The sequence below is a fragment of the Pinirhizobacter sp. genome, assembly GCF_036499745.1.
In the GTDB taxonomy this organism is placed as follows: domain Bacteria; phylum Pseudomonadota; class Gammaproteobacteria; order Xanthomonadales; family Rhodanobacteraceae; genus Pinirhizobacter.
The window spans coordinates 19,188-41,300 of sequence record NZ_DASYDG010000038.1 but is presented as its reverse complement, the minus strand read 5'-3'; the positions used below and the strand labels follow the sequence as shown (position 1 = coordinate 41,300).

22 protein-coding genes are annotated in these 22,113 nt (G+C 64.5%); 8 read left to right on the top strand and 14 right to left on the bottom strand.

The features are described from left to right. The first annotated feature begins 12 nt into the window (after positions 1-12). Entirely contained in the window at positions 13-390 is a 378-nt protein-coding gene (locus VGM61_RS13735) for an Mth938-like domain-containing protein (RefSeq protein WP_331523401.1), read from the top strand. 4 nt (positions 391-394) lie between these two features. Here the strand turns inward: VGM61_RS13735 and VGM61_RS13730 are convergent, their stop codons facing one another. Genes VGM61_RS13730 through surE form a run of 4 tightly spaced genes read right to left on the bottom strand, consistent with a single transcriptional unit; the run spans position 395 to position 3,558 of the window. Next, complete coding sequence (locus tag VGM61_RS13730; RefSeq protein WP_331523460.1) at positions 395-1,447, bottom strand: peptidoglycan DD-metalloendopeptidase family protein; 1,053 nt, start codon at positions 1,445-1,447, stop codon at positions 395-397. Between the two features lie 14 nt (positions 1,448-1,461). Continuing rightward, positions 1,462-2,070 carry a DedA family protein gene (locus VGM61_RS13725; protein WP_331523400.1) on the bottom strand — a complete coding sequence of 203 codons (609 nt, stop codon included), beginning with the start codon at positions 2,068-2,070 and terminating at the stop codon, positions 1,462-1,464. Between the two features lie 28 nt (positions 2,071-2,098). Next, positions 2,099-2,779, bottom strand: coding sequence for a protein-L-isoaspartate(D-aspartate) O-methyltransferase (locus tag VGM61_RS13720; RefSeq protein ID WP_331523399.1), 681 nt, complete (start codon positions 2,777-2,779; stop codon positions 2,099-2,101). Continuing rightward, positions 2,776-3,558 carry a 5'/3'-nucleotidase SurE gene (gene surE, locus VGM61_RS13715; protein ID WP_331523398.1) on the bottom strand — a complete coding sequence of 261 codons (783 nt, stop codon included), beginning with the start codon at positions 3,556-3,558 and terminating at the stop codon, positions 2,776-2,778. Before surE ends, VGM61_RS13720 begins: the two co-directional genes overlap by 4 nt. Positions 3,559-3,685: 127 nt before the next feature. Here surE and VGM61_RS13710 point away from each other — a divergent pair, with 127 nt between their 5' ends. Further along, the gene (locus VGM61_RS13710; protein ID WP_331523397.1) at positions 3,686-4,234 is read left to right on the top strand and encodes a Smr/MutS family protein; all 549 of its coding nucleotides are present in this window, start codon (positions 3,686-3,688) and stop codon (positions 4,232-4,234) included. Between the two features lie 10 nt (positions 4,235-4,244). Here the strand turns inward: VGM61_RS13710 and truD are convergent, their stop codons facing one another. The 8 genes from truD to VGM61_RS13670 form a co-directional block, all read right to left on the bottom strand. Next, positions 4,245-5,252 (bottom strand): tRNA pseudouridine(13) synthase TruD, encoded by a 1,008-nt coding sequence (gene truD / locus VGM61_RS13705; RefSeq protein ID WP_331523396.1) that lies wholly within the window; start codon positions 5,250-5,252, stop codon positions 4,245-4,247. Between the two features lie 4 nt (positions 5,253-5,256). Next, positions 5,257-6,642 carry a magnesium transporter gene (mgtE, locus tag VGM61_RS13700; protein ID WP_331523395.1) on the bottom strand — a complete coding sequence of 462 codons (1,386 nt, stop codon included), beginning with the start codon at positions 6,640-6,642 and terminating at the stop codon, positions 5,257-5,259. Beyond that, positions 6,639-7,115, bottom strand: a complete 477-nt coding sequence (gene ispF / locus VGM61_RS13695) for a 2-C-methyl-D-erythritol 2,4-cyclodiphosphate synthase (protein WP_331523394.1) — start codon at positions 7,113-7,115, stop codon at positions 6,639-6,641. Before ispF ends, mgtE begins: the two co-directional genes overlap by 4 nt. Then, positions 7,112-7,795, bottom strand: coding sequence for a 2-C-methyl-D-erythritol 4-phosphate cytidylyltransferase (ispD, locus tag VGM61_RS13690; protein WP_331523393.1), 684 nt, complete (start codon positions 7,793-7,795; stop codon positions 7,112-7,114). The genes ispF and ispD overlap by 4 nt, the downstream gene beginning before the upstream one ends. Continuing rightward, positions 7,795-8,136: a cell division protein FtsB gene (gene ftsB, locus VGM61_RS13685; protein WP_331523392.1), complete on the bottom strand. Its 342-nt coding sequence runs from the start codon at positions 8,134-8,136 to the stop codon at positions 7,795-7,797. Before ftsB ends, ispD begins: the two co-directional genes overlap by 1 nt. 10 nt (positions 8,137-8,146) lie before the next feature. Beyond that, positions 8,147-9,445, bottom strand: a complete 1,299-nt coding sequence (gene eno, locus VGM61_RS13680) for a phosphopyruvate hydratase (protein WP_331523391.1) — start codon at positions 9,443-9,445, stop codon at positions 8,147-8,149. A gap of 104 nt (positions 9,446-9,549) precedes the next feature. After that, positions 9,550-10,380, bottom strand: coding sequence for a 3-deoxy-8-phosphooctulonate synthase (kdsA, locus tag VGM61_RS13675; protein WP_331523390.1), 831 nt, complete (start codon positions 10,378-10,380; stop codon positions 9,550-9,552). After that, entirely contained in the window at positions 10,377-12,053 is a 1,677-nt protein-coding gene (locus VGM61_RS13670; protein ID WP_331523389.1) for a CTP synthase, read from the bottom strand. The genes kdsA and VGM61_RS13670 overlap by 4 nt, the downstream gene beginning before the upstream one ends. 108 nt (positions 12,054-12,161) lie before the next feature. Here VGM61_RS13670 and VGM61_RS13665 point away from each other — a divergent pair, with 108 nt between their 5' ends. From VGM61_RS13665 to VGM61_RS13655, 3 genes are all read left to right on the top strand, one after another. Continuing rightward, positions 12,162-13,961: an aminopeptidase P family protein gene (locus VGM61_RS13665; RefSeq protein ID WP_331523388.1), complete on the top strand. Its 1,800-nt coding sequence runs from the start codon at positions 12,162-12,164 to the stop codon at positions 13,959-13,961. A 109-nt stretch (positions 13,962-14,070) separates the two neighbouring features. After that, positions 14,071-15,960 carry a DNA topoisomerase IV subunit B gene (gene parE / locus VGM61_RS13660; RefSeq protein ID WP_331523387.1) on the top strand — a complete coding sequence of 630 codons (1,890 nt, stop codon included), beginning with the start codon at positions 14,071-14,073 and terminating at the stop codon, positions 15,958-15,960. 4 nt (positions 15,961-15,964) lie between these two features. Further along, complete coding sequence (locus VGM61_RS13655) at positions 15,965-16,486, top strand: 3-hydroxyanthranilate 3,4-dioxygenase (RefSeq protein ID WP_331523386.1); 522 nt, start codon at positions 15,965-15,967, stop codon at positions 16,484-16,486. Here VGM61_RS13655 and VGM61_RS13650 read toward each other — a convergent pair. Beyond that, on the bottom strand, positions 16,483-16,995 hold the full coding sequence (locus VGM61_RS13650) for an NUDIX hydrolase (RefSeq protein WP_331523385.1): 513 nt from the start codon (positions 16,993-16,995) through the stop codon (positions 16,483-16,485). The two genes, VGM61_RS13655 and VGM61_RS13650, sit on opposite strands and share 4 nt — an antisense overlap. 167 nt (positions 16,996-17,162) lie before the next feature. On the opposite strand from VGM61_RS13650, the gene VGM61_RS13645 reads away from it, so the two are divergent. The 3 genes from VGM61_RS13645 to VGM61_RS13635 all read left to right on the top strand — a co-directional run bounded on the left by VGM61_RS13645 (position 17,163) and on the right by VGM61_RS13635 (position 21,283). Next, positions 17,163-18,116 (top strand): hypothetical protein, encoded by a 954-nt coding sequence (locus VGM61_RS13645; RefSeq protein ID WP_331523384.1) that lies wholly within the window; start codon positions 17,163-17,165, stop codon positions 18,114-18,116. Between the two features lie 125 nt (positions 18,117-18,241). After that, positions 18,242-19,732: an amino acid permease gene (locus VGM61_RS13640; protein ID WP_331523383.1), complete on the top strand. Its 1,491-nt coding sequence runs from the start codon at positions 18,242-18,244 to the stop codon at positions 19,730-19,732. 66 nt (positions 19,733-19,798) lie between these two features. Then, a complete protein-coding gene (locus VGM61_RS13635; RefSeq protein ID WP_331523382.1) occupies positions 19,799-21,283 on the top strand; it encodes an amino acid permease in 1,485 nt (494 codons plus the stop codon). A gap of 426 nt (positions 21,284-21,709) precedes the next feature. On the opposite strand, the gene VGM61_RS13630 is transcribed toward VGM61_RS13635, so the two are convergent. After that, on the bottom strand, positions 21,710-22,048 hold the full coding sequence (locus tag VGM61_RS13630) for a high-potential iron-sulfur protein (RefSeq protein ID WP_331523381.1): 339 nt from the start codon (positions 22,046-22,048) through the stop codon (positions 21,710-21,712). Between the last annotated feature and the right edge of the window lie 65 nt (positions 22,049-22,113).

Sequence of the window (22,113 nt, the reverse complement as noted above, 5' to 3'; positions counted from 1 at the left end):
CGCCCCGCTGCGATGGAACTGTCGTTCGATCATCCCGGTAGCTATTTGTTCGTCCGTCGTGTCGGGCCGGGCCTGGTCACCATCGTCGACCGTGACTTCCACAGCAGCCTGCTGCTGGCCCCGGACCAGGTCATGGAGGACTGGCCGGTGACCGACGTGAAGGCGGCCACCGTGGCGGACATGCAGGCGGTACTGGCCCTGAAGCCGGAAATCTTCCTGCTGGGCACCGGTGAAACCCAGGCATTCCCCTCCGGTGAAATCATGGCGACATTCCTGAAGCTCGGGATCGGCATCGAGGCCATGACCAATGCCGCCGCGGCGCGCACGTACAGCTTGCTCGCCGGTGAAGGCCGGCGTGTGGTGGCCGCGTTCGTGCTTGCAGGAACTTAAAGCCCTACTTCGACGGCGGCAGGTAACTCAGCGGATCCACCGGATTGCCATCCTTGCGGATCTGGAACTGAAGTTCGTCGCGCGAGGCACCGCTGTTGCCCATCTCGGCCACTTGCTGGCCCGACTTCACGTGTTCGCCTTCCTTTACCAGACGCTTGCGGTTGTGACCGTAGGCGGACAGGAAGGAATCGTTGTGCTTGATGATCACCAGCTCGCCATAGCCAACCAGGCCATTGCCGCTGTACACCACCACGCCATCGGCCGCAGCGCGGACAGGATCGCCGCCCTTGCCGGCGATCTCGACACCAGGAATGGCATCGCCTGAACTGAATTTCTTTATCAGCGAACCATCCGCCGGCCAGCGCCAGGTGATGCCACTGGCCGTGCGCGTGGCGCCGGAGGCAATGGTGGGCGTTGAAGCATCCACGCTTGGTGCCGGGGCGGCCACGCCTGGCGGCGCGCCCTTGGCCGCCTGGGTCGGCGTGGCCGGCAGCGTGCCGACGCCGGCAACCACGACGGTGCTGGCCGCCGACACTGGCGCATCGGGCGGCAGCGGGGGCGGGGGAGCGGGTTCGTCGGTGGCAGGCTCGAACACCGGCGCGGATGCCTTGCCCGCGGACGATGCGGCCGGCGGCGCCGCAGCGACCACGGGCGCCGCGCCCTGCGCCGATGGATTTCCATGGGAGGATGGCGGCGGTGCGGCAACCTGCCCCGGCGCAGGGGCATGCGCGGCTGCCGCGGCCACGGCGCGATGGTCAGCCGGCGCCAGTCGCAAATCCTGGCCGGGCCAGATGGTGTACGGCGCCTCGATATTGTTCCAGCGAGCCAGTTCGCGGAAATCGACCTTGTTGCGGAAGGCGATGCTGTAGAGCGTATCGCCCTTGGTGACGCGGTAGCTGCCGCCCGGCGGCGGCGGTCGCGAAACAGGCGTGATGACCTGGGAGCCTGCCTGGCCGGCGGGCTCGAAGACCACGGAACTACGCTGAATGCCGCAGCCGGCAAGGACGACAAGGGCGGCACAGGGCACGAGGCGAATGGGGTGCATGCTGGCAAGCATACCCATGCAGGGTGTCAATGCGCCACGTACCACCACACACCAAGGCCAATGAGCGCCACGATGGCAAGCCAGCCGATCCATTCGACATGCTTGTGCAACATGCGCTCGGCGCGCTCGCCGAACAGCCGGATCAGGATGGCCAGCAGCCACACGCGCTTGCCACGGCCCACCAGCATGCACACCAGGAACGGGATCACCGGCACACCGACGATGCCCGAGGCCCAGGTGACGAATTTCATCGGTACCACCGGCTGCAACGCGGCCAGGGCCAGCACCACCAGCAGCGCCAGCCAGTGCGCACTCATCTTCTCGCGAAGGTTTTCCACGCCAGCATTGATGGGCGCAAGAAGATGCAGTGAATCGAGCACCGGCCGCAACGCCTCGAAGGCGTAGTGACCCAACGCATAACCCACCAGTGAACCCAAAAGCGAAAACAGCAGGCTGACATTGGCATAGCGGAAAGCGCGTTCGCGGCGCGCCAGCATCATCGGCGCCAGCATGACCTCCGGCATCACCGGGAAGATGAAGGCCTCCACGAAGCTGAGCAATGCCAGGTAGCGCTCCGCATGACGATGTCTCGCCCAGCCCAGGGCACGTTCGTAGAGCTTGCCGAAAAGACGCATGCGATTCCCTAAGCTTTGGAAAGAAAGATCAGCCGATGCCGCCCAGGAGCGGTACGAAGCTTACGGAACCGAGTTCTTCCTGGGTGAAGTCGCCGTCTTCACCCATGCGCAGGCGCAGCAGCATCTGCTGGCTGGGCGAACCCACCGGCGCCACCAGCACGCCTCCGGGGCGCAACTGGTTCAGTAGCTGCAACGGGATGGAATCACCGGCGGCTGTAAGGATGATGGCGTCGAAGGGAGCTTCCTCCGGCCAGCCAAGCTTGCCGTCGTCATGCTTTGAACGGAGATTCGTGATGCCAAGTTGGCGGAAGCGGCGGCGCGCCTGGCGCAGGAGTTCCTCGATGCGCTCGACGGTATATACCTGCGGCACCAATGCCGCCAGCACGGCGGCCTGGTAACCGGAGCCCGTACCCACTTCAAGCACCCGGTCGGGTATGCCATGTTCGATCAGCGCCTGCGACATCCGTGCCACGATGTACGGCTGCGAGATGGTCTGGCCGTGGCCGATCGGCAGCGCGGTGTTTTCGTACGCGCGCGAATGCAGCGCCTGGTCGATGAAATGGTGCCGGGCAAGGTTGCGGATCACCTCGATCACGCGCTTGTCGGTGATGCCTTCTTCCATAAGCTTGGCGGCCAGGCGATCGCGGGCGCGCTGGGAGGTCATGCCTTCACCGCGCAAGGCCGACGGCGGCAGCGAATGCATGTTCATGCCGCTTCGTCCTGGTCTTTCTGGGTGGACAGCGCCTGCATCCAGCTGGCGACTTTCTCCAGCGCCTGGAAGCGGGTGAGGTCAACGTGGATCGGCGTGACGGAAACAAAACCGCGTGCCACGGCATCGAAATCCGTGCCGGGTCCGGCATCGGCCGCGTCACCGGCCGGGCCGATCCACCAGATCGGGCGGCCGCGCGGGTCGGTCTGTTCGATGCACGGCGCCGAGCGATGGCGCTTGCCCAGGCGCGTGACCTCGAAGCCCTGGATGTCGTCCCAGGGAAGATCGGGCACGTTCACATTGAGGATCGTATCGGCGGGAAGCGGATCCACCAGCAACCGGCGGGTTAGCATCAGCACGGCCTGGGCGGCCGACTCGAAATGCTCACCGCGATGGTCACGGCTGGCCAGCGACACGGCGATGGCCGGAAGCCCCAGGAAACGGCCTTCCATCGCGGCCGATACGGTGCCTGAATAGATGACGTCATCGCCGAGGTTGGCAGAATTGTTGATACCCGAAACCACGATGTCAGGTTCGACTTCCAGCATTCCCGCCAGCGCCAGGTGGACGCAATCGGTGGGTGTTCCCGCCACGCGGAAGTAACCGTTGTCCATGCGAGTGACACGCACCGGCTGGTCCAGGGTCAGGGAATTGCTGGCACCGGAACGGTCCCGGTCCGGTGCCACCACCGTAACCTCGCCCAGCGCCTGGAGTCGTTCGGCCAGGATGCGGATGCCCGGGGCATCCACGCCGTCATCGTTGCTTACAAGTACACGCATCGTATTCCGTGGGTAATCCTGCCGGCCCGCGACGGGTCGGTTTGATCCTGTCGAGTCTACCCGAGCGCGGCGATCGATTCACGGCCGTCGACATGGCGTGAACGATGCTTTGGGCTAGCATGCGGCCATGAACCGCAGGCCGCCAAAGAACGTATCCGACGACGATGCCCTGCTCTTCCGTGAGGCCATCGGTGAGGTTCGCCGTTTTGATGAAGCACCACTGCCACCGGCAGCACCTCGACCGGCCCCGCGGGCCCGCCAGTTCGAGGCTGATGAGGCCGCCGTGCCGAAGGAACTTCTGGACCTGGCGTTCGACCCGGCCCTGATGGAAATTGGCGAGGAACTGTCGTACCTGCGCGAAGGCTATCCGCCCAAGCTCCTGAAACAGTTGAAGCGCGGCCAGTTCAGCGTGCAGGACGACATCGACCTGCACCAGATGAACCTGGCCGCGGCCCAGGTGACCATCATCGACTTCCTGGCCCATGCGCGCCGCGAAGGCATCCGCTGCGTGCGCATCGTGCACGGCAAAGGCTTGCGTTCGAAGGCACACGGACCGGTGCTGAAGATGATGACCGACCGCATGCTCAGGCGCCTGGACGACGTGGTCGCCTTTGCCTCGGCGCGGCCGATGCAGGGCGGCACCGGCGCGGTGGTCGTGCTGCTGAAGGGCCGCTAGGCGGTCATGTTCAAAACTGGGCCACTTCGCGCAGCACCGTGGTGGCATAGGCACCGGCAGGCAAGGCAAAGGTAACTTCGACCGCATCATCAAGCCAGCGCCAGGTGAGGTCATCCGGATGCAGGCGCAAGGCGCGCCGCTCCTGGTCCATGCCGGCAGCGGCAAGGCCCTGGGCCAGGTCATTGTCAGCGGCGGCGATGCGCAACTCGAGCTCGGCCGCGGCATGGGAGGTGGGCGGCTCGCCGCGCCCCCACAGGGGACCCGACGGATGGATATCGAAACTTGCCAGCCGCTCGGCGAGAGCGTCGGTCGTCGGCTCCGGGCCGAAAAAAGAACGCGAGCCGGCCAGCGCATAAACCTCGCCTTCGATAGGCGTCGCCCAGTGTCCCGACAGCACACGTTCGGCAAGCACGGCGTTGAACAGGTGTGATCGCGCTGCCGACAGCAGCATCGAGCGCTTGCTGCGATCCACCCGGCGGCCACCGAACATCGCCCTGGCCTGGCCGATATTCCCGGCCTCGCGGCCGAAGCGCTGTTCGCCAAAATAATTGGGCACGCCCTGCTCAACGATGGCAGACAAACGTGCCTGGGCGATCGCCCGGTCGCCCTCGATGCCGCGTAACGTGATCACGAAACGATTGCCGCGCAGCGCGCCACGCTTGATCTTCCGCCGCGTGCGGCCAAGGCTGCGCACCGTCACCGATTCCCCGCCGAAGGCACTCCAGTCCGGTTCATCCTTGCCTGGCAGCTGCACGCTGATAGCCTGCACCGTGACCGCATGGCGGTCCTTCAGTCCGGCAAAACCGACGCCTGCGAGGTTCGCACCGGCGAACCTGGCCAGCTCTTTGGCCACCCATTCGGTGTTCTCGCCGCGCTTTTCCACTTCAAGGAAAACGTGCTCGCCCTCGCCGTCGGGGCCGTAACCAAGGATCTCCTCCACGCGGAAATCGTCAGGGGAGGAACGCAGGCGACCGGTCAACGACGGGCCACCGTGGGCAAAGGGAAGGTCCAGGCTCATGGGCTCACAGCAGGAACAGGGTGGCGAGCCCAAGGAAGATGAAGAAGCCTCCACTGTCGGTGGTGGCGGTGATCAGCACGCTCGAACCCAGGGCGGGATCGCGACCGGACCAGGTCATCACCATGGGGATCGCCACCCCCATGAAGGCAGCCAGGAGCAGGTTCAATGTCATGGCTGCGGTCATCACCAGCCCTAGTGCCAGATTGTCATAGAGCAGCCACGCCACCACGCCGATCACTCCACCCCAGACCACGCCATTGACCAGCGCCACGCCCAGCTCTTTGCGCCATAGGCGACGGACGCTGGACACACCCAACTGCTCCAGTGCCATGGCACGGACGATCATGGTGATGGTCTGGTTGCCCGAATTGCCGCCGATGCCGGCGACGATGGGCATGAGCGCTGCCAGCGCCACGAGCTTCTCGATGGAATGCTCGAAGAGCCCGATCACCCGGGAAGCGATGAAGGCCGTGACCAGGTTGATCGCCAGCCACGCCCAGCGGTTGCGCACCGAGCGCCACACCGAGGCGAAGATATCTTCCTCTTCACGCAGGCCCGCCCGTGAACGTGCCTCGGCCTCGCCTTCCTCACGGATCAGGTCGACCATGGCATCAACGGCGATGCGCCCCACCAGGCGGTGATTTTCATCCACCACGGGCGCGGTAACCAGGTCGTAGCGTTCGAAGGCCTGCGCCACATCGTAGGCGTCGTCTTCGGGGCGGAAGGTGTTGACGTCCGGCGCCATGACCTCGTGCACCATCCGCTCGGGATGATTCACCAGCAACCAGTGCAGCGGCAGCACGCCCACCATCACGTGGGCGCTGTTGACCACGAAGAGCTTGTCGGTCTGCGCCGGGAGTTCGTCGAAGCGGCGCAAGTATCGCAGCACCACTTCCAGGCTGACATCCTCGCGGATGGTCACCATCTCGAAGTCCATCAGCGCGCCGACCTGGTCGTCGTTGTACGACAGCGCCGATTGCACGCGCCTGCGTTCCTCGGCATCCAGGCTTGCCATGACCTCCGGCAGTACGGAGGTGGGCAGCTCGTCGACAAGATCGGCCAGTTCGTCCGGATCGAGGTCTTCCACCGCGGCCAGGATCTCGCGATCGTCCATGTCGGCGATCAGCGATTCACGCACCGAGTCGGTGACTTCGAGCAGGATGTCGCCATCACGGTCGGCCTTGACCCGCTGCCAGGCATCCAGGCGCTCGGCCAGTGGCAAGGCCTCGAGCACGTTGGCGATGTCGGCCGGATGAAGGCCGTCGAGCACGTGTTGCAATTCGGCCTGGACTGCCGGATCGTCCTGGCTGCGCTCAAGCAGGTCCTGCACCCGCTCCACGCGCTCGTGCAGGCGGGCGGCATGGCCTGGTCGCAGTTCTGTCTCGGTCACAGCGGCAGCACCAGCACCGTGGCCATGGCCGCGATGCCTTCGCGGCGTCCGGTGAAGCCGAGTTCCTCGGTGGTGGTGGCCTTGACGCTTACACAGTCGAGCTCGCAGCCCATGGCATCGGCTAGCAGCACGCGCATCGCGTCGGCGTGCGGCCCCACCTTGGGCGCTTCGCAGATCACCGTGATGTCGGCATTACCCAGGCGATAACCGCGTTCTTCAAGCATCTGCCGCGTGGCGCGCAGGAAGGTGCGGCTGTCCGCGCCGCGCCAGCGCTCGTCGTTGGGCGGAAAGTGCCGGCCGATGTCACCCAGCGCCAGCGCCCCGAGCAAGGCGTCGCAGAGCGCATGGATCGCCACGTCGCCATCGGAATGCGCCACAACGCCGTGGGTGTGCGGCACGCGAACGCCCCCCAGCATGATGTGGTCACCGGGGCCGAAGGCGTGTACGTCGTAACCTTGTCCAATGCGCATCATTCGAGCTTCCCTAGCAGGTACTCGGCCAATGCGAAGTCCGCTGGCGTCGTCACCTTGATGTTGTCCTCGGCGCCCTCGACGAGCAAGGGCGAGAATCCGGCCAGTTCCATGGCCATCGCTTCGTCACTCACCGGCTTTCCGATCGCATGCGCCAGGCGCAGGGCTTCGGCCAGTTCGCCGCGGCGGAACATCTGTGGCGTGAAGACCCGCCAGCGCCTTTCCCGCGGCTCGGTGCCCAGCACCCGCCGCTCACTGTCCACCAGCTTGAGCGTATCGCGCAACGGCGCGCCCAGCAGGCCACCGCCGAAAGGCACCGCCTGTACCACCAACCGTTCGATGTCCGCAGCACGCACGCAGGGCCGCGCGGCATCATGCACCATGATGAAATCCTGATCGTCCACCGGGGCGGCCTCGATGCCGGCAAGCACCGAATGGCTTCGTTCGGCGCCACCGACCACGGTAAGCACGGGCTTGCCCAGGATCGACTGGTGGCCCTGCCAATGCGGATCATCCGGGCCCAGCGACACCATGATGCCGGCAATGCGCGGATGCGCGGCGAGCCTACCCAGGGTGATGTCGAGCATCGACCGGCCCGCCAGCGGCTGGTACTGCTTGGGGCGGTCGCCACCGACGCGGCTGCCGACGCCGGCGGCCGGCACCACACACCAGAAGGCATCCATCAGTGGCCGCCGTTGGACGATGCCGGCGGCGTGGCCGGTGGCGGGGGGGGCACGGTAGTGGGCGTGCCCGGCTCCACCACTTGGTAGAAGGTTTCACCCGGCTTGATCAGGCCCAGTTCCGATCGCGCACGGGCTTCGGTGGCCTGCTCGCCGTGCTTTAAGTCTTCCACATCCGCAGCAAGCGCGGCGTTGCGCTGTTGCAGCGCATCGTTGGCGTCCTTCTGTTGCTTGACGCTGGCCCGCAACGCCTCGACCTCGTGCATGCTGCCGGCACCGACCCACAGCTTCAGCTGCAGGGCGATGATCAGAATGGCAAGCGCGAGGCCGATCCAGCGCAGCACGGTAGGATCGTCAGCCGGGAAGCTTGGACAGGCTCGGGAAGGCTTCCCGGCCGGCGTAGCGGGCGGCGACGCCGAGCTGTTCCTCGATGCGCAGCAACTGGTTGTATTTGGCAACGCGGTCGGTGCGGCAGAGGGAGCCGGTCTTGATCTGGGTTGCCGTGGTGGCCACTGCGATGTCGGCGATGGTGGTGTCCTCGGTTTCACCCGAGCGGTGCGAGATGATCGCGCCGTACCTGGCGGCATCGGCCATGGCGATCGCCTCGAGCGTTTCGGACAGCGTGCCGATCTGGTTCACCTTGATCAGGATGGCATTGGCGATGTGCTTGTCGATGCCTTCGCGGAAGATTGCCGGGTTGGTCACGAACAGATCGTCGCCCACCAGCTGCACGTCCTTGCCGATCTTGTCGGTGAGCAGCTTCCAGCCGTCCCAGTCGTTCTCGGCCATGCCGTCTTCGATGGAGACGATCGGGTACTGCTTCGCCCAGCTGGCCAGGAGGTCGACGAACTGTGCCGGATCGTACTTCTTGCCCTCGCCTTCCAGGTCGTACTTGCCTCCCTTGAAGAATTCGGTGCTGGCCACGTCCAGGCCCAGCAGGATTTCCCCGCCGATCTTGTAGCCGGTGGTGTGCACGGCTTCCAGGATGGTGTCGAGCGCTTCGACGTTGGATTTCAGATTCGGCGCGAAGCCGCCTTCGTCGCCCACGGCGGTGTTCATGCCCCGGCCCTTGAGCACGGATTTAAGCGCGTGGAAGATTTCCGCACCGGCGCGCAGGGCTTCGGCGAAACTGGGCAGGCCCACTGGCAGGATCATGAATTCCTGCACGTCGACGTTGTTATCCGCGTGCGCACCGCCGTTGATGATGTTCATCATCGGCACCGGCAAGGCGCCGGCACGATCGCGCGCCAGGTACTGCCACAGTGCCTGTCCGTGCGAAGCGGCCACGGCATGGGCGGCGGCCATCGAAACGCCCAGCAGCGCATTGGCGCCAAGCTTTCCCTTGTTCGGCGTGCCGTCCAGCGCGATCAGCTTCGCATCCAGGCCCTTCTGGTCGGCGGCATCGAAGCCGGCCAGGGTGGTGGCGATCACGCCGTTGACGTTGGCAACCGCCTGGCGCACACCCTTGCCACCGTAACGGGATTTATCGCCATCGCGCAGCTCAACCGCTTCACGCGAACCCGTCGAGGCACCACTGGGCACGGCGGCGCGGCCGAAGGCGCCATTGCCGAGCACGACCTCGGCCTCGAGGGTGGGATTACCGCGCGAGTCGAGTATTTCGCGGGCGTGGATGCGGGTGATATCGGTGGTCATGCGCTTCCCGTGGAATGAAAAGATCGATACATGATGGCCTTTCCGACCGGTGATTTGGTAGGCGGCCGCATAGGTTGGGTCCCCCGCGCCCCTTGGCGCGTACTTTAGGCGTGGTCGCGGAAGCCGCGTTTCTTCACCACCTGGTCGAGTTCCATGAGGGTTTCCAGGAGCTCTTCCATCTGCGCGAGCGGCCAGGCGTTCGGGCCGTCGCTCAGGGCCTTGGACGGATCGGGATGGGTTTCGGCGAAAAGCCCGGCAACCCCAACCGCCACCGCCGCGCGCGCCAGCACGGGAACGAATTCCCGCTGGCCGCCTGAACTGGTGCCCTGCCCGCCGGGCAACTGCACCGAATGGGTGGCGTCGAACACCACCGGGCAATCGGTTTCGCGCATCACCGACAGTGAGCGCATGTCCGATACCAGGTTGTTGTAGCCGAAGCTGGCGCCACGCTCGCAGACCAGGATCTGGTCGTTGCCGACGTCGCGCGCCTTGGCTACCACGTTCTTCATGTCCCACGGGGCCAGGAACTGGCCTTTCTTGATGTTCACCGGCTTGCCGGCGCGGGCCACGTTCTGGATGAACTCGGTCTGGCGGCACAGGAAGGCCGGGGTCTGGAGTACGTCGACCACCGAAGCAACTTCATCCATCGGGGTGTACTCGTGCACGTCGGTGAGGACGGGCACGCCGATCTGCGATTTCACGGCAGCCAATACCTTCAGGCCCTCCTCCAGGCCCGGACCGCGGAAACTCTTGTCCGAGGAACGGTTGGCCTTGTCGAAGCTCGACTTGAAGATGAAGTTGATCCCCAGGCGTCCGGTGATTTCCTTCAGCGTGCCGGCAACATCCAACTGCAGTTGCATCGACTCGATCACACAGGGACCGGCAATCAGGAACAGCGGCTGGTCGAGGCCGACATCAAACCCACAGAGCTTCATGCGGCGGACTCCTGCACGGCGGCCAGGCGCTCGCCCTGGCGCACGGCCTTGTATTCGCGGGCCGCGCGGACGAACCCGATGAACAGCGGGTGGCCATCGCGCGGCGTGGAGGTGAATTCCGGATGCGCCTGGCAACCCAGGAACCAGGGGTGTTTCTGCTGCGGCAGCTCGACGATCTCCACCAGGAGATCGTCCATCGACTTGCCCGAGATCACCAGGCCCAAGTCTTCGAATGGCTGGCGATAGCGGTTGTTGAATTCGTAGCGGTGGCGATGACGCTCGCGGATGATGTCCTCGCCGTAGAGCTCGCGGGCCAGGGTACCGGCCTTCAATCGGCATTCCTGCGCACCCAGGCGCATGGTGCCGCCCAGGTCCGAACGCTCGGTGCGCTGTTCCACTTCGCCGCTGGCGGTGGTCCATTCGGTGATCAGGGCGATGACCGGATCCGCCGCGTTGCGGTCGTTCTCGGTGGAATCGGCCTGGGGCAACCCTGCGATGTTTCGGGCAAACTCCACCACCGCTGCGTGCATGCCATAGCAGATGCCGAAGTACGGCACGCCATTTTCGCGTGCATAGCGGGCGGCCAGCACCTTGCCTTCGAAACCACGCTTGCCGAAACCGCCAGGCACCAGGATGGCATCGGCGTGGCCGAGCGTTTCGCGGGCGCCACGGGCTTCGACGTCTTCGGAATCCACCCAGGACAAATTCACCCGTGTCGTTTGCTTGATGCCGCCGTGGCGAAGGGCCTCGCCCAGCGACTTGTAGGCATCCTTGTGCTCCACGTACTTGCCTACGATGGCAACAGTGACTTCGTCCTTGGGATGTTCCACTGCCTCGACGGTGCGCTTCCAGGCTGAAAGATCAGCGGGCTTCGCGTCCAGCCGCAGCTGGTTGATGACCAGGTCGTCCAGCCCCTGGTCGTGCAGCCACTGCGGCAGCTTGTAGATGACATCCACGTCGATGGCGCTGATCACCGCGCGCTCGGGCACATTGGTGAACAGGGCGATCTTGCGGCGCTCGCCTTCCGGCAGCGGTTGCTCGGAACGGCACAGCAGCACGTCGGCCTGGATACCGATCGAGCGCAGTTCCTTCACCGAATGCTGGGTGGGTTTGGTTTTGATCTCGCCGGCCGCCTTGATGTACGGCACCAGGGTCAAGTGCATGAACAGGCACCTGTCCGGACCGTGTTCAATGCGCAATTGGCGGATGGCCTCAAGGAACGGCAGCGATTCAATGTCGCCCACGGTGCCGCCGATCTCCACCAGCGCCACGTCGAAACCGCGGGTGGCCTCGTGGATGGCGTGCTTGATTTCATCGGTGATGTGCGGGATCACCTGTACGGTGGCGCCGAGGTAGTCGCCGCGGCGTTCCTTGCGGATGACCGATTCGTAGATCTTGCCGGTGGTGATGGAATTCTTGCCGGTGAGACGCGTTTTGACGAAGCGCTCGTAGTGGCCGAGGTCCAGGTCGGTTTCCGCACCGTCATCGGTGACGTACACCTCACCGTGCTGGAAGGGGCTCATCGTGCCTGGATCGACGTTGATGTACGGGTCGAGCTTCATCATGGTGACGGAGAGCCCGCGCGCCTCGAGAATGGACGCAAGCGAGGCCGCCGCGATGCCCTTCCCGAGGGAAGACACCACGCCGCCAGTGACGAAAATCAGGGGAGTCATGAGTCGCAGCCGTGCTGGAAATCGGTATTTTAGCGGAAGGTGGTGGGCGGGGCGAGGGGCAGTTGGGTTTCTGGCCGTCCCCGGGGCCGTTCAGCTAGCATCGCGGCCATGGATAGCCTTCTTACCCACGCCGCCCGCCTGTCGGGCCTGCGGCAGGCCATGCGACGCCACGGCGTGGCGGCCTGCATCATTCCCAGTGCCGACCCCCATCTTTCTGAATATCTGCCCGCTCACTGGCAGGCGCGCACCTGGACGTCGGGGTTTACCGGTTCGGCCGGCACCCTGGTGGTGACCGCCGAAGATGCGGGCCTGTGGACCGATTCGCGGTATTTCTCGCAGGCCGAGCAGGAGCTGGCCGCCTCCGGCATCCGCCTGGTGAAGCTTCAGGTGGCGCACACCGCCGAACACGTGGCCTGGCTGTCCGGTGTCGTGGGCGAAGGCGATGTGGTGGCCGTGGCCGGGGACAGCCTTTCCCTGGCTGGGCGTGAGCAACTGCGCCGCGCGCTGGTGGCCCACCTTCGCACCGACCTTGACCTCCCCGGGGAAAACTGGCCCGACCGGCCGCCGCTCCCCCGTGCACCGGTGGTGGAGCATCCCCTTGAGTACGCGCGCAGCACCCGCGACGAGAAACTCGGCCGCGTTCGCCATGCGATGAAGAAGCTTCAGGTGAGCCACCACTTCGTTTCCACCCTGGACGACATCGGGTGGATCACCAACCTGCGCGGCAGCGACGTGCCGTACAACCCGGTATTCCTGGCCCACTTGCTGGTCGGCCCCTCGCGGGCGACCTTGTTCGTCGACCGCGGCAAGGTGGAACCGGCGTTGCAATCCCGGTTGGCCGCCGACGGCTTCGATATTGCCGACTACGCCACGGCGGCTTCCGCTCTGGCGGGGCTCCCCACCGAAAGCCGGCTGCTGGTAGACCCCTCCCGCGTGGTGTGCGCGCTTGTCGACGCGACCGGCCGCGACGTTACCCTGGTGCACGGCGCCAATCCGTCCACGATGCTCAAGGCGCGCAAACAGGCAGCGGAGCTTGACCATATCCGCGAGACCATGCGTCACGACGGCGCTGCCCTGGCGCGAGGTTTCCACCAGATCGAAACCCGTCTTGCCGGTGGCGACGCCCTCACCGAGGTCTCCGTCGAGGAAATCCTCCGCGAGGCCCGCGCGAAGTGCCCGAGCTTCATCGGCGAAAGCTTCGCCACCATCGCCGGTTACCAGGCAAACGGCGCCCTGCCCCATTACCGCGCCACGCCCGAACATCACAGCACGCTCCGCCCGGCCGGCCTGCTGTTGATCGATTCCGGCGGCCAGTACCTTGGGGGCACCACCGACATCACCCGCGTGCTGGCGCTGGGTGAAGTGACCGACGAGCAGAAACGCGACGCCACCCTGGTGCTCAAGGGCATGATTGGCCTGAGCCGTGCCCGCTTCCCCGCCGGCGCCAGCGGTCCGCAACTCGATGCCCTGGCCCGCGCACCGCTCTGGGCCGCCGGTATGGACTTCGGCCACGGCACCGGGCATGGCGTGGGCTACTTCCTCAACGTCCACGAAGGTCCGCATGGCATCCGGCCACCGGTCCAGGGTGGCGCGCTGGTGCCGCTTGAGCCCGGCATGGTCACCTCGATCGAGCCGGGCCTGTACAAGCCCGGCAGGCACGGCATCCGTCACGAGAACCTGGCCGTGGTGGTGGAGTCGAACGAAACCGAGTTCGGCCGCTTCCTGGCGTTCGAGACCCTCACCCTGTGTCCTTTCGACCGCCGCGCACTCGAACCGCGCTTGCTCGATCCTGCCGAGCGCGCCTGGCTTGACGACTACCACGCCTGCGTGCGCGCCGCGCTGGCACCGCTGCTGGACGGCGCCGAACGAGCCTGGCTTGAATGGCACTGCGCGCCGCTCGCGGCGTGAATCGCGGCGAGTGAGACCGGCCACGCCCATAGTGGCGCCGCCATATTGACGGCAAGCCCGTGCCCAACCCATCCTGCCCTGCTGAACCACCAAGAGCACCCTGGTATCTATGACTTCCCGCTATAACGCCGCCGACATCGAAGTACTGTCGGGCCTTGACCCGGTCAAGCGCCGCCCCGGCATGTACACCGACACCACCCGGCCGAACCACCTGGCCCAGGAAGTGATCGACAACTCGGTGGACGAAGCCCTGGCCGGGCACGCCAAGACGATCGAGGTCACCGTCCACGCCGATGGTTCGGTCACCGTGGTCGACGATGGCCGCGGCATGCCGGTGGACATCCATCCGGAGGAAGGCGTACCGGGTGTGGAACTGATCCTTACCCGGCTGCATGCCGGCGGCAAGTTCTCGAACAAGAACTACGCATTCTCAGGCGGCCTGCATGGTGTAGGCGTGTCGGTGGTCAACGCGCTTTCCACGCGGGTGGAAGTAAGCATCCGCCGCGACGGCCAGGAATACCAGGTGATATTCGCCAACGGCGACCGCATCAGCGACCTGGAAGTGATCGGCACGGTGCCGAAGAAGAAAACCGGCACCATGCTGCGCTTCTGGCCGGATGCGAAATACTTCGACTCCCCGCGCATCTCGCTGCCCCGGCTCAAGCACTTGCTGCGCGCCAAGGCAGTGTTGTGCGCGGGCCTGACTGTGCGTCTTACCGACGAAGCCAGTGGCGAGACGATCGACTGGTACTACGAGGACGGCCTCCCCGACTACCTGCGCGGCGCCCTGAACGGTGCTGAGATCCTGCCACCGACCCTCTTCATCAACCACCTGGCGCGCGAAACCGAAAGCCTGGACGTAGCCCTGGCCTGGTTGCCGGAAGGCGACCTGGTGCAGGAAAGCTATGTGAACCTCATTCCCACCTCGCAGGGTGGCACCCATGTCAATGGCCTGCGCACGGGCCTCACCAACGCCCTGCGCGAGTTCTGCGATCTGCGCAACCTGCTTCCTCGCGGCGTGAAGCTGGCGCCGGAAGACGTCTGGGAGCGTCTGGCCTTCGTGCTCAGCATCAAGGTGCAAGACCCCCAGTTCGCCGGTCAAACGAAGGAGCGGCTCTCCTCGCGCAATGCCGCAGGCTTCGTCGAGAACGTTATGCACGATGCCTTCAGCCTGTACCTGAACCAGCATGTGGACCTCGGCGAGCGCATCGCACAACTGGCGATCGAACGCGCCAGTGCGCGTTTGAAAGCCGCCAAGCAGGTGGTGCGCAAGAAGATCACGCAAGGCCCGGCACTCCCCGGCAAGCTCGCCGACTGCGCGGCCACGGACCTTGCCCGCACCGAGCTTTTCCTGGTCGAAGGTGACTCCGCCGGCGGCTCGGCCAAGCAGGCGCGCGACAAGGATTTCCAGGCCATCCTGCCGCTGCGCGGCAAGATCCTGAATACCTGGGAAGTGGAATCCGGCGCGGTGCTGGCGTCTCAGGAAGTGCACGACCTGGCCGTGGCCATCGGCTGCGATCCGGGCAAGCCCGACCTCACCGGCCTTCGCTACGGCAAGGTGATCATCCTGGCCGATGCCGACAGCGACGGCCTGCATATCGCCACCCTGCTGTCGGCACTGTTCCTGCGCCACTTCCCCGCCCTGGTACACGAAGGCCACGTGTTCGTGGCCATGCCGCCGCTGTTCCGCGTCGATGTCGGCAAACAGGTGTTCTATTGCCTGGACGAGGACGAAAAACGCGCCATGCTCGAGCGAGTCGAGCGCGAGAAGATGAAGGGCGCGGTCAGTGTCACCCGCTTCAAGGGACTGGGCGAGATGAATGCGCCACAGCTGCGCGAATCCACCATCCATCCCGACACCCGGCGCCTCGTGCAACTCACCGTGGGTGAAGCGGACGGCACCCATGGTTTGATGGACATGCTGCTGGCCAAGAAACGCGCCGGCGACCGCAAGTCCTGGCTCGAGGAGAAGGGCGACCTGGCGACCCTGGAGGTATAGCACCATGAGTCTGTTGCCGCCGATCGACCTGGCCCGCTGGATCGACGAACACCGCCACCTGCTGAAACCACCGGTGGGCAACAAGTGCATCGTCGATGGCGACTTCATCGTGATGATCGTCGGCGGCCCCAACGCGCGCACCGATTACCACCACGATGAAGGCCCCGAGTTCTTCTACCAACTCGAAGGTGAGATGGTGCTGAAAGTGCAGGATGACGGCGCGGCCCGGGATATCCCCCTCCGTGCCGGCGAGTTGTTCTACCTTCCGCCGCGCGTGCCGCACTCGCCGCAGCGCATGCCCGGCTCTATCGGACTGGTGATCGAGCGGCGGCGCCTGGCCCACGAAAAAGACGGCCTGCTGTGGTTCTGCGAGCGCTGCAACCACAAGCTCTACGAAGAATATTTCATCCTCGACAGCATCGAGCGTGATTTCCCGCCGGTCTTCGACCGATTCTATGGCTCGGTGCAGGCTCGCACCTGCGATGCCTGTGGCCATCTCAATCCTGCGCCAGCGCGCTACGGCTAGCGCCCTTGCGCAAGCCACCGCGCGGCCATTCGCCTTAGTGATGCGTCCATCGACGCATCAGCGGCGATATCGGCGATCGGCCACCAGGCCAGGGCCAACGACTCCTCGCTGACGGCAAACAGCTCGCTTCGGCACGCACGCACCACGTAACGCACGTCGTAGTGCCAATGAGCGGGCTCTTCGCCTCGTGCGGGAATCAGGTGGCGGTCGATGTCGAAGACGCCACCCTCGATCGCAAGGTCGGCCAATCCAGACTCCTCCCGTGCCTCGCGCAATGCCACGCGCGCAAGGTCGGTATCGCCGTCGGCATGGCCACCCAACTGGAGCCAGCGGTCGAGCTTTCGATGATGAGTCAGCAATACGCGTTGCCCATCGCCGCTGACAAGCCACGCGGAACCGGTGAAATGCGCGTCCCTTCGCGTGCGCTCGAAGGCGTTTGGTTCGCTTGCCAGTTGGACAAAGGCTTCAGCTTGTTCGCCAAAGACTGCAAAGTCGTCAGTGAATGTCATGTGGGTGTGCGGGTGCTGTGTAGGAAAACAAGAATCGCTTGTAGGAGAAACCGCTTAAAAAAGAGCGATACCTGACAGCGCTGTAGTGGAATCGAAGCCTAGCATCGAAGTGCCGGCTGGAACCGGCACCGCGCACTGCGCGGCACATCCACCAGGGAGAGATGCTCTTGATCCGTTATGCCCTCGCCGCTTGCGGCCTACTTGCCGCACCCATCGCCCTCGCCACGCCACACGACACGTCCGACGTGAACTGGACGGGAAGTCTGGCTTCACTCAACGGTGCCACGCCAGCCGCTGGACGACTGGTGGTGCAGCCTTACGTGTTCTATTCTGAAACGCGCAACGCCTTCGACAACCACGGCGACCGGCACCGGGTAACGCCCTCGCGCAGTTGGCGATCGATCGCCGTGGTGACCTACGGCATCACCGACCGCTTCGCCGCCACCATTGTACCGAGCGTCTCGCGGGCCAGCAGTGCTGGGCAAAGTACCGACGGCATCAACTCCGGCGATACCTCGATCCGTTTTCAGTACATGCTGCAGGCGCCCAACGCCGACGGCACGCGCGCTGCATTTTCGCTCGTTGCGGGCCATCGCTTCGCCGTGGGCCGGTACGATCGATTGAGCAGCAATGGCTTCAACGGTGGTGGAAGCGGCGTGGAAGGCAATAACTTCGCTGCGCTCTACCAGCAATGGTTCTGGCTGGGTAACGGCCGCCCCCTGCGTGTACGGGCCAATCTTGGCTGGGCGCCCCGCCCCGGTCATGTCTCGTTGCGCGGCGCAAGTGTCTACGGTACCGGTCACGGTTTCGTCGGTGCGGCCAGCCCCGGCAGTAACGTCAATGCGCTGGTGGCGGCCGAGTACAGCATCGATCACCGATGGGGCCTGGCCATGGACCTGGGCTGGTCGCACGACTCGCAGACCTCGGTTCACGGCTTCGACGGCCAGGGATTTGCGGTTTCTTCCACCAGCGGGCCCTCGGCGCGTTGGTATGCCTCGCCCGCGCTCGAATACCACCTGTCAAGCAGCGTTGGTTTCATTGCCGGCGCCGAATTTGCCTTCGCCGGACGCAACAGCGCAGCCTCGGTGACACCGCAGGCATCGGTGGTCATGGTGTTCTGAAGTTAAGCCATCGCGCCGCACCGCAACTTGTACGGGACCGTCGCGACCGGTATGGTTCAGCGTCGATGCCGTGCCGCCGGGTCGCATCAGCTTCTAATAATAATGACCAGCAGTAGGGGATATCCATGCTGAAAAACCTCTTAGCGACTCACGCCATTGAGTCGTCACCCCATGTGGACGCCGGCGAGCACATCAGCACCGGTGCACACAGCCAGCCGGACCTGGTCCGTGTGCTCACGGCAAAACACCTGGTGTTGCTCGGCGTCGGCGCGGTCATCGGCGCGGGCATCTTCGTCATCACCGGTCAGGCCGCCGCGCAGCATGCGGGCCCCGCGCTTGCCATCAGCTTCGTCATTGCCGGCATCGCCTGCGCCTTCGCGGGCCTGTGCTACGCCGAGTTCGCAGCGATGCTTCCTATATCGGGAAGCGCTTATTCCTATTCCTACGCCACGCTGGGCGAGTACGTCGCCTGGTTCGTCGGCTGGAACCTGGTGCTGGAATATCTCTTCGCCGCATCGACGGTGGCGGCAGGCTGGTCGGGTTATTTCAACGAACTGCTGAGATTGATCGGAAGCTGGACGAATACAAATATTGCCCTCCCCGAGGCCCTGGCCTCAGCGCCTTACGCATTCGTGGAGGGGCACATCCAGTCGACGGGCGCGCTGGTGAACCTGCCCGCCGTGCTGATCGTGGCGGCGCTTTCGGGTCTGTGCTATGTCGGTATTACCCAGTCGGCCTTCGTCAATTCCATCATCGTGGCGATCAAGGTCACGGTGATCCTCCTCTTCATCGCCGTCACCGTGCACCTGGTCAATCCGGACAACTGGCATCCGTTCATCCCGGAAAACGAGGGCCCCGGCGTATTCGGCTGGAGCGGCGTGTTCCGTGCAGCCACACTGGTGTTCTTCTCCTACATCGGCTTCGACGCGGTATCCACGGCGGCAGGCGAGGCAAAGAATCCGCAGCGTGACATGCCGATCGGCATCCTTGGATCACTGGCGATCTGCACCGTGCTGTATATCGCCATGGCCCTGGTACTTACAGGCATCACCCCGTTCCGTGAACTGAACACGCCCGAGCCTGTTGCCACTGCACTGACCCATTACCCGCAGCTGTCGTGGCTGAAGACCATCGTGGTTTTCGGTGCCATCACCGGCCTGTCGTCGGTGATCCTGGTGATGCTGATGGGCCTGCCGCGCATCTTCTTCTCCATGTCCCGTGACGGCCTGCTGCCGCCGGCACTGGGCAAGGTGCACCCGAAGTTCCGCACGCCGTACGTCGGCCAGGTGATCGTTGGCGTTGCCGCCGCGATTCTGGCGGGCCTGTTCCCGGTGAGCGTGCTGGGCGAGCTGGTGTCCATGGGTACCCTGCTGGCCTTCGCCACGGTGTGCATCGGCATCCTGGTGCTGCGTTATACGCAGCCCCAGTTGAAGCGCAGCTTCCGCGTGCCGTTCGTCTGGCCGGTGGCGATCCTGGGTGCGCTGATCTGCGTCTACCTGTTCTGGCAGGCCTTCGAGGAACACTGGCGGCTGATGGTGACCTGGATCGTCCTGGGCCAGCTCATCTATATCGGTTACGGCTACGCACACAGCAAGCTCAGGCCGAAGAACGCGTAAACTCCTGTCCCGGGGGCCGGCCAAGCGCCGGCCCTTTTCTATTGGCCGTACCCGTTGAAGGTTTCCATGCTTTCCCAGCTCCTTGCCCGCAAAACCAGCTTCACTGACGCCGACGACGTGCATGGCCCCGGCCTGCGTCGCACGCTCGGACCCTGGGGGCTGACGGCACTGGGTATTGGCGCGGTGATCGGCGGAGGCATCTTCGTCATCACCGGCCAGGCCGCGGCCGAGCATGCGGGGCCCGCGGTAATCCTCGCCTTCATATTTGCCGCGATCTGCAGCACCTTCACGGCCCTTTGCTACGCTGAATTCGCCACCCTCATCCCAATCTCCGGCAGTGCGTATTCCTACGCCTATGCCACCCTGGGCGAGCTGGTGGCCTGGTTCATCGGCTGGAACCTTGTGCTTGAATACGGCGTGTCGGCATCGGCGGTGGCGGTGAGCTGGACGGGGTATTTCGTCAGCCTGCTCGAGCACATCGGCGGCCTGCTGAACATGGACCTCACCATCCCCAAATCGCTTACCAGCGCGCCGCTGATGTTTACCGCCGACCATCACCTGGTGACTACCGGCGCCATCATGAACCTGCCGGCGGTGATCCTGACCCTGCTGCTCACCTGGCTGTGCTATGTGGGCATCAAGGAATCAAGCTGGACCAATTCAGCCATGGTGGTGATCAAGGTGCTGTTGATCTGCCTGGTGATCGTGGTGGGTTGGCAGCACGTGCAGCCGGCGAACTGGCATCCCTTCATCCCGGAAAACCAGGGCGGCAACAAGTTCGGCTGGGCCGGTGTCCTGCGCGCCTCGGCCATGGTGTTCTTCGCCTATATCGGCTTCGAGGCCACCTCCGTCGCCGCCCAGGAATCACGCAATCCGCAGCGCGACCTTCCCATCGGCATCCTGGCGTCGCTGGCCATTTGCACCGTGCTGTACATCGCCATGGCCGCGGTGCTTACGGGCCTGGTGCCGTTCGTGCAACTGGGTACCGACGAACCGGTGGTCAGCGCCATCCGCGCTCATCCCGCCCTGGGCTGGCTGCGCTGGATCGTCGAGCTGGGCGCCCTGCTTGGCCTGTCGTCGGTGGTACTGGTGATGATCATCGCCCAGCCGCGCATCGTCATGATCATGGGTCGCGACGGCATGCTGCCGCCGGTCTTCGCCAAGGTGCACCCGCGCTATCGCACGCCACACCTGAACACGGTCATCACCGGCGTCGGCATCGCGTTTCTGGCGGCTATATTCCCGCTGGAGCTGCTCGGTGACCTGGTATCGATGGGTACGCTGATCGCCTTCATGGCGGTGTGCATCGGCGTGCTGATCCTGCGCAAGACCCAGCCGGACCTGCCCCGCACCTTCCGCGTGCCGGCGGCACCGCTCGTATGTACCCTGGGGGTCCTAAGCTGCGCGGCGCTCCTGTACACCATGGGCACCCTCAACTGGAGTCTCATGGGCATTTGGACAGTCATCGGGCTGGTGATTTATTTCGGATATGGCCGTCGGCATAGCCGCCTGCGCGCCGAAAACGCCTTGCCCAGGCCGTCAAATCAATGACTTGTGTCGGCTACCCGGCCGACCGTATGGTTTATTCGATGGCTCTTGAAAAATGAACCGCAAACTATTGAAATCTAATGATTTCACAAAGCTTTCGTACGGTTTTGTGCGCCGGTCGATGGCGGCCAAGGGGAGAAAGAGTATGATCCTTCCTCCGAGGTTGATCACTTGGCAGTGGGCCCCGGATTGCCACCCGGCGCGTGCAGGCGGGTCAGCTCCTCAGCCTGGCGCGTCGGGTAGCATTTTCTGATTTTTTTAGCGCTTCGCGCGACCAAAACCGCCCTTCGGCGGTTTTTTTAATTCCATCGTCCTGGTGTCGGCAACGACGATCCGGCGCCACGTGAACATCCATGCTTACACGCGCTTACGTTCACTTCATGATGGAAGATCGGGCAACGACGGGTGGAGCGCCATTGCCCGGAAACATCAAGCTGCCTTCGGCGCGTGCGACACACACCAACCCTTCCCGGCAACGGCCTTGCCCGGGAACAACTGGCAAGGACCAAACGCATCGGCCGGCTTGCCCTGGAAGAACTGGCAGTTCGAACACACATCGCCCGCCTTGTGCTTGGGGTTGGTGGATTTGGAAGCATCCTCGACATAGTTGAGCGCGGCGGCTGTCGGATCAGCCGATGTCAGGTGCGGAAGGTCTGCGGCGCGGGCCACCTTGGGCAATAGCCCGACCGCGGCAGCGACGGCAGCGGTACCTGCAGCCACCTTGAGAAAGCGGCGGCGCGACTCATTACTATGTTCGTGATGCGACATGGTTGGTTCTCCAGCGTTTGGGTCCCGCGCTGCGCGCGGCCTGCGGAGAATATACGCCATGGCAG

Excerpts from the sequence above, each read along its gene's own strand:
- VGM61_RS13640 (WP_331523383.1), top strand. The coding sequence starts at position 18,242 with ATGCTGAAAAACCTCTTAGCGACTCACGCCATTGAGTCGTCACCCCAT.
- kdsA (WP_331523390.1), bottom strand. The coding sequence starts at position 10,380 with ATGAAGCTCTGTGGGTTTGATGTCGGCCTCGACCAGCCGCTGTTCCTG.
- VGM61_RS13665 (WP_331523388.1), top strand. The coding sequence starts at position 12,162 with ATGGATAGCCTTCTTACCCACGCCGCCCGCCTGTCGGGCCTGCGGCAG.
- VGM61_RS13655 (WP_331523386.1), top strand. The coding sequence starts at position 15,965 with ATGAGTCTGTTGCCGCCGATCGACCTGGCCCGCTGGATCGACGAACAC.
- VGM61_RS13650 (WP_331523385.1), bottom strand. The coding sequence starts at position 16,995 with ATGACATTCACTGACGACTTTGCAGTCTTTGGCGAACAAGCTGAAGCC.
- eno (WP_331523391.1), bottom strand. The coding sequence starts at position 9,445 with ATGACCACCGATATCACCCGCATCCACGCCCGCGAAATACTCGACTCG.
- VGM61_RS13630 (WP_331523381.1), bottom strand. The coding sequence starts at position 22,048 with ATGTCGCATCACGAACATAGTAATGAGTCGCGCCGCCGCTTTCTCAAG.
- VGM61_RS13710 (WP_331523397.1), top strand. The coding sequence starts at position 3,686 with ATGAACCGCAGGCCGCCAAAGAACGTATCCGACGACGATGCCCTGCTC.
- truD (WP_331523396.1), bottom strand. The coding sequence starts at position 5,252 with ATGAGCCTGGACCTTCCCTTTGCCCACGGTGGCCCGTCGTTGACCGGT.
- VGM61_RS13720 (WP_331523399.1), bottom strand. The coding sequence starts at position 2,779 with ATGAACATGCATTCGCTGCCGCCGTCGGCCTTGCGCGGTGAAGGCATG.
- VGM61_RS13670 (WP_331523389.1), bottom strand. The coding sequence starts at position 12,053 with ATGACTCCCCTGATTTTCGTCACTGGCGGCGTGGTGTCTTCCCTCGGG.
- ispD (WP_331523393.1), bottom strand. The coding sequence starts at position 7,795 with ATGGATGCCTTCTGGTGTGTGGTGCCGGCCGCCGGCGTCGGCAGCCGC.
- VGM61_RS13730 (WP_331523460.1), bottom strand. The coding sequence starts at position 1,447 with ATGCTTGCCAGCATGCACCCCATTCGCCTCGTGCCCTGTGCCGCCCTT.
- surE (WP_331523398.1), bottom strand. The coding sequence starts at position 3,558 with ATGCGTGTACTTGTAAGCAACGATGACGGCGTGGATGCCCCGGGCATC.
- parE (WP_331523387.1), top strand. The coding sequence starts at position 14,071 with ATGACTTCCCGCTATAACGCCGCCGACATCGAAGTACTGTCGGGCCTT.
- VGM61_RS13635 (WP_331523382.1), top strand. The coding sequence starts at position 19,799 with ATGCTTTCCCAGCTCCTTGCCCGCAAAACCAGCTTCACTGACGCCGAC.
- VGM61_RS13735 (WP_331523401.1), top strand. The coding sequence starts at position 13 with ATGGAACTGTCGTTCGATCATCCCGGTAGCTATTTGTTCGTCCGTCGT.
- ispF (WP_331523394.1), bottom strand. The coding sequence starts at position 7,115 with ATGATGCGCATTGGACAAGGTTACGACGTACACGCCTTCGGCCCCGGT.
- VGM61_RS13725 (WP_331523400.1), bottom strand. The coding sequence starts at position 2,070 with ATGCGTCTTTTCGGCAAGCTCTACGAACGTGCCCTGGGCTGGGCGAGA.